This is a genomic window from Dietzia sp. Cai40 (assembly GCF_014145165.1).
In the GTDB taxonomy this organism is placed as follows: Bacteria; Actinomycetota; Actinomycetes; order Mycobacteriales; family Mycobacteriaceae; genus Dietzia; species Dietzia natronolimnaea.
The window spans coordinates 1-5,745 of sequence record NZ_JAALEB010000416.1 but is presented as its reverse complement, the minus strand read 5'-3'; the positions used below and the strand labels follow the sequence as shown (position 1 = coordinate 5,745).

The 5,745-nt window shown below is 71.0% G+C and carries 6 protein-coding genes; 5 read left to right on the top strand and 1 reads right to left on the bottom strand.

The features are described from left to right. The 5 genes from G6022_RS14755 to G6022_RS14735 all read left to right on the top strand — a co-directional run. Positions 1-264: M23 family metallopeptidase (locus G6022_RS14755; RefSeq protein ID WP_182691861.1), on the top strand; the 264-nt coding region annotated here is incomplete at its 5' end. A gap of 184 nt (positions 265-448) precedes the next feature. Continuing rightward, positions 449-1,534 (top strand): S-(hydroxymethyl)mycothiol dehydrogenase, encoded by a 1,086-nt coding sequence (locus G6022_RS14750; RefSeq protein ID WP_182610101.1) that lies wholly within the window; start codon positions 449-451, stop codon positions 1,532-1,534. Further along, positions 1,531-2,190: an MBL fold metallo-hydrolase gene (locus G6022_RS14745; RefSeq protein ID WP_182610100.1), complete on the top strand. Its 660-nt coding sequence runs from the start codon at positions 1,531-1,533 to the stop codon at positions 2,188-2,190. The genes G6022_RS14750 and G6022_RS14745 overlap by 4 nt, the downstream gene beginning before the upstream one ends. Positions 2,191-2,207: 17 nt before the next feature. Next, on the top strand, positions 2,208-4,976 hold the full coding sequence (locus tag G6022_RS14740) for a cation-translocating P-type ATPase (RefSeq protein WP_182638718.1): 2,769 nt from the start codon (positions 2,208-2,210) through the stop codon (positions 4,974-4,976). Between the two features lie 76 nt (positions 4,977-5,052). Continuing rightward, positions 5,053-5,502, top strand: a complete 450-nt coding sequence (locus G6022_RS14735) for an SRPBCC family protein (protein WP_095717251.1) — start codon at positions 5,053-5,055, stop codon at positions 5,500-5,502. 62 nt (positions 5,503-5,564) lie between these two features. On the opposite strand, the gene G6022_RS14730 is transcribed toward G6022_RS14735, so the two are convergent. After that, on the bottom strand, positions 5,565-5,745 hold a 181-nt coding region (locus G6022_RS14730), incomplete at its 5' end, for a hypothetical protein (RefSeq protein WP_206682387.1).

The following is a 5,745-nucleotide window of genomic DNA, read 5'->3' as shown; positions in this document are numbered from 1 at the left end:
GGCACGGTCGTCGCCGCCGGCCCGGCCTCGGGCTACGGACTGTGGATCCGCATCCAGACCGACGACGGGTACCTGCTCGAGTACGGCCACAACGACCAGAACTACGTCTCGGTGGGCCAGCGCGTCCACGCCGGTCAGGTCATCGGCACCGTGGGCAACCGCGGGTACTCGACCGGCCCGCACCTGCACTTCGGCGTGCGCAACCCCGCCGGCCAGTGGATCGACCCCGTGCCGTGGCTGCGTGCCAACGGCGTCGCCGTCTGATCGGACCCCTCGAGCAGACCGCTCGACCCGCCGGAGCCCCGGACACCACAGGTGTCCGGGGCTCCGGTCGTTTCGCGTGCAGACGAATGGCCGGTCCTGCATATGTGGCAGGGTGGGAGGGGTCCGGGCCGGGGCTCCGCCTGATCCGGCCCCGAGCCGAACCGACCTCGAGGAGAAACTGGGTATGTCACAGACCGTCAGGGGCGTCATCGCCCGTACCAAGGGTGCGGATGTCGAGCTCGTCGACGTCGTCGTCCCCGATCCGGGACCGAACGACGTCGTCGTCCGCGTGCAGGCGTGCGGCGTCTGCCACACCGATCTGGCCTACCGCGACGGCGGCATCAACGACGAGTACCCCTTCCTGCTCGGTCACGAGGCCGCGGGGATCGTGGAGACCGTCGGTGACCGGGTGACGCACGTGGCCGAGGGCGACTTCGTGGTGCTGAACTGGCGCGCGGTCTGCGGCGAGTGCCGGGCCTGTAAGCGCGGCCAGCAGCAGTACTGCTTCGCCACGCACAACGCGTCCAGGAAGATGACCCTCACCGACGGCACGGAGCTCAGCCCGGCGCTCGGTATCGGTGCGTTCATCGACAAGACCCTCGTCCACGAGGGGCAGTGCACCAAGGTGGACCCGGCGGCCGATCCGGCCGTCGCGGGACTGCTGGGCTGCGGCGTGATGGCCGGCCTCGGGGCCGCGGTCAACACGGGCAACGTCACGCGCGGCCAGTCCGTCGCCGTGATCGGGTGCGGCGGTGTCGGCATCGCCGCGGTCGTGGGTGCCCGCCTGGCGGGGGCCTCGACCATCGTCGCCGTGGACCTCGACGACACCAAGCTCGAGTGGGCGCGCGAGTTCGGGGCCACCGACGTGGTCAACTCCTCCGGCACGGACCCCGTGGCCGCCATCCAGGAACTCACGGGCGGCTTCGGCGCCGACGTGGTGATCGACGCGGTCGGTCGGCCCGAGACCTACGAGCAGGCCTTCTACGCCCGTGACCTCGCGGGCACGGTGGTCCTGGTGGGCGTGCCCACGCCCGAGATGCGGCTGGAGATGCCGCTTCTCGACTTCTTCGGCCGCGGGGGTTCGCTCAAGTCCTCCTGGTACGGCGACTGCCTCCCCGAGCGCGATTTCCCGATGCTGGTCGACCTGCATCTGCAGGGGCGGTTGCCGCTGGAGAAGTTCGTCAGCGAACGCATCGGTCTGGACGCGGTCGAGGCCGCGTTCGGCGCCATGAAGTCCGGATCCGTCCTCCGATCGGTGGTGACCCTGTGAGCGAGACGTACACGAGTGCCGGCAATGCCGGTGGCCTGCGTATCGAGAAGGTCGTGACGAGCGGCGTCTTCGCCCTCGACGGCGGCGAGTGGGAGGTGGACAACAACATCTGGATCCTCGGTGACGACTCCGAGGTGTACGTCATCGACGCCGCCCACACCGCCCAGCCGATCATCGACGCGGTGGCCGGGCGCACGGTCAAGGGCATCCTGTGCTCGCACGCCCACAACGACCACATCACCGTCGCCCCGGAGCTCGCCCGCGAGCTCGACACCCGGGTCTTCGTCCACCCCGGCGACCAGATGCTGTGGGAGGAGACCCACCCGACGGTCGCCCACGAGGACCTCGAGGACGGGCAGGTCTTCCAGATCGCCGGGACCGGGTTCACGGTCATGAACACCCCCGGCCACTCGCCGGGCTCGTGTGTCTTCCACGTCCCCGAGGCGGGCGTCCTGTTCTCCGGCGACACCCTGTTCTCCGGAGGGCCCGGTGCCACGGGACGGTCGTACTCCGATTTCCCGACCATCATCACCTCGATCCGCGACCGGATCCTCACCCTGCCCGCCGAGACCCTGGTCCACACCGGCCACGGTGACGGCACGAAGGTGGGCGAGGAGTCCCCACATCTGGAGGAGTGGATCGCCCGGGGCAGCTGACCGGGCACGATGGGGGGATGACGACGACGGACCGCGCCCCGGAGACGGACCGGCGCACCCCCTGGCACACACTGTCCACCGCAGAGGTGGTCTCCCGCCTCGGCGCGGGGTCGAACGGCCTGACCCGCGCCGAGGCGTCGCGTCGTCTCGCCGAGCACGGTCCCAACACCCTGCCGGTGGCGGCCGGGGTGCCGGCCTGGAGACGGGTCCTGCGGCTGCTCCGCGACCCCATGATCATGGTTCTCGCGGTGGCCGCCGTGGTGAGCGCCGTGATCTCGCGCGAGTGGGAGACCCCGGTCGTCATCCTCCTGGTGGTGGTGCTCAACACCGTGCTGAACTACGTCCAGGAGACCCGCGCCGAGGAGAGCCTTGCCGCGTTGCGCGACATGGCGGTGCCGCACAGCCGGGTGGTGCGGGACGGCGCCGAGGTGGAGGTGGACAGCGCGGACCTCGTCCCGGGGGACGTCGTGGTGGTGGAATCCGGCGACCGGGTCCCCGCTGACGGTCGGGTCCTCGAGGCCTCCCGGTTCCAGGTGGCGGAGTCGGCCCTGACCGGCGAGTCGGTCCCCGTGGACAAGGCGGCGGATGCTGTGGCCGCCGCGGACGCGCCGCTCGGTGACCGCACCGGCATGGTGTTCATGAACACCGAGGTCACCCGCGGTCGGGCGCGCGTGGTGGTCACGGGGACCGGTGAGCGCACGGAGATGGGGGCGATCGCCGAGCTGCTCGGCGGGGCGGGCGGTGAGCAGACGCCGCTCCAACGGCGGATCGGGGTCCTGGCCCGGGTCCTCACCGTGATCGCGCTGGTCGTGGTGACGCTGGTGATGGGGATCGGACTGGTGCGCGGGCAGTCCTGGGAGGACATGCTCCTCAGCGCGGTCTCGCTCGCCGTGGCCACCATCCCGGAGGGCCTCACCGCCGTGGTGGCGTTCACCCTCGCGATGGGCGCCGCGAGGCTCGCCCGTGAGGGGGCGATCATCAAGAACCTCGCGGCGGTGGAGACCCTCGGGTCGACCAGCCACATCGCCACGGACAAGACCGGGACCCTCACCCTCAACGAGATGACCGTGACGCGGATCGTCGCGGGCGGTTCCGCCTACACCGTCACCGGGACCGGATACGAGGCGACCGGCACGGTCCTGTCGTCCGATCCGGATGCCGTTCCGGACCTCCGGAGGGCGGCGGTCGCCATGACGCTGTGCAACGACGCGATCGTGACCGACGGCGAACTCGTCGGCGACCCCACCGAGGGCGCTCTCCTCGTGGCCGCCACCAAGTGCGGGCTCGACGTGGAGGGACTGCGTGCCGCACGGCCGCGGGTGGCCCAGGTGCCCTTCGACTCCGACCACAGGTTCATGGCCACCGTCAACCGCTCACCGGGCGGGGAGCTCGCGCTCAGCGCCAAGGGCGCGACCGGTGCGCTGCTGCCCCGGTCGACCCACGTGTGGAACGGCACGGACGCCGTGGAGCTCACCGACGAGCTGCACGAGGCGATCCGTCTCGCGACCGAAGAGCTCGCGGAGCGGGGCCTGCGGACCCTGCTCGTGGCGGGGCGCCCGTTCGAGTCGGCACCAGGCGAGGACGGATCCGGCGAGACCGGAGTAGATGAGAGCGTGCTCCTCGACGAGGTGCGCGGCCTGACCGTGTTCGCCGTGGTCGGCATCGTCGACCCGCCCCGGTCCGAGGCCGCCGAGGCCATCCGGGTGGCACGCGAGGCGGGCATCTCGGTTCACATGATCACCGGCGACCACCTCGTCACGGCCTCGTCGATCGCCCGTGACCTGGGGATCGAGGGGGAGGCGGTGCGAGGGGTCGATCTCGACGGGATCGACGACGACGAGCTGACCGAACGTGCCCCCGGCCTGGGAGTCCTGGCCCGGGTGTCCCCCGAGCACAAGATCCGGATGGTCCGGGCCCTGCAGTCCGGCGGGGACGTGGTGGCCATGACCGGGGACGGCGTCAACGACGCACCCGCGCTGAGTCAGGCCGACATCGGGATCGCGATGGGGATCACCGGCACCGACGTGTCCAAGGGTGCGGCCGACATGGTGCTCACGGACGACAACTTCGCGACCATCGTCTCGGCCGTCGAGCAGGGCCGCGGAATCTACGACAACATCGTGAAGTTCGTGAAGTTCCAGCTCACCACCGCGTGGGCGTTCGTTCTGGTGTTCCTCGCCAGCGGGCTGTTCGGGTTGGCGGCCGTGCCGTTCACCGCCCTGCAGGTCCTGCTGGTCAACATCGTCATGGACGGCCCGCCCGCCATGGCGCTGGGTGTGGAGCCCGTGGAGAAGAACGCGATGCGGCGGCCGCCCCGACCCGCGGACGAGCAGATCCTCACCCCGTCACGACTGGTGCGGATCCTGTGGCTGGGCGTGGTCATGGCCACCGGGACACTGCTGGTCCTCGCGTTCGCGGAGACGCTGTTCCCCGAGCGCGCGGGCGTGCCGTTGTTCGCCACCACCCTCGCCTACGCCGCCTTCGTGTTCTTCCAGGTGTTCAACCTGATGAACGTCCGCTCCACGGACGGCTCGGTGTTCTCCCGGGACATGGCGCACAACGCCCCGATCTGGGTGGCACTGGCGGCGGTCCCGCTGCTGTTGGTGGCCGTGGTCCAGGTGCCCTTCCTCCAGGGGATCTTCGACACCACCCCGCTGCACGCGGACGAGTGGCTGTTGGCGGTCGCGGTGGGCTCGTCGATCCTCTGGCTCGAGGAGCTCCGGAAGATCGGGGCGAGGTGGCGCGCTCGGCGGTACGAGGGATCGGGCACGATGGTGGTGGTCTGACGCGCCCCTGTCGAGGGCGCCGCCACCGGCGATTCCGGCGGGCGCGACGTGGTCAGGCAGAGGAGGAGTCACGATCATGGGCAGGGTCACCGCCAGCAACACCATCGTCATCGAGGCGCCCGTCGCGACCGTGACGGCCGCGATCGCGGACTACGCCCAGGTCCGTCCCCGGATCCAGCCCGAGCAGTTCACCGCGTACAGGTTGATCGAGGGCGGCCAGGGGCACGGCACCGTGGCGGCGTGGAACCTCCAGGCCACCAAGAAGCGCAGCCGGGACGTCAAGGCCACGGTGACCGTGGACGAGGCCGCGGCGCACTGGTCGCTGGTGGAGAAGGACGCCAACTCGTCCATGGCCACCACCTACACGGTCCGCGAGGCCACCGGCGGTGCGCTGGTGGAGATGACCACGTCGTGGGACGGGGCCGGGGGAGTGGGCGGGTTCTTCGAGCGGACCTTCGCCCCGGCCGGGCTCAAGCGGATCCAGCACCAGTTGTTGGCCAACCTCAAGGCCGACGTCGAGGGGTGAGCCCCGAATCAGGCGCCGAGGGGTGAGCCCCGAATCAGGCGCCGCGGGGTAGGCCCCGGTGCTCAGCGGTCCGGGTTGTCCGGAGCCTCCCTCGTCGTCGTCGTGTCCGATTCCCCGGGCTCGGCGGTGGCGGTCGCGGTGACGTCCACACGCTCGGGTGTATCCCCTCCGGTAGCCACCTCGGCCGCCGCGAGGTCGGTTCCCGACGGGGCCGCCGCCGCGGCGGCCTCGCGGGCGGCCTCG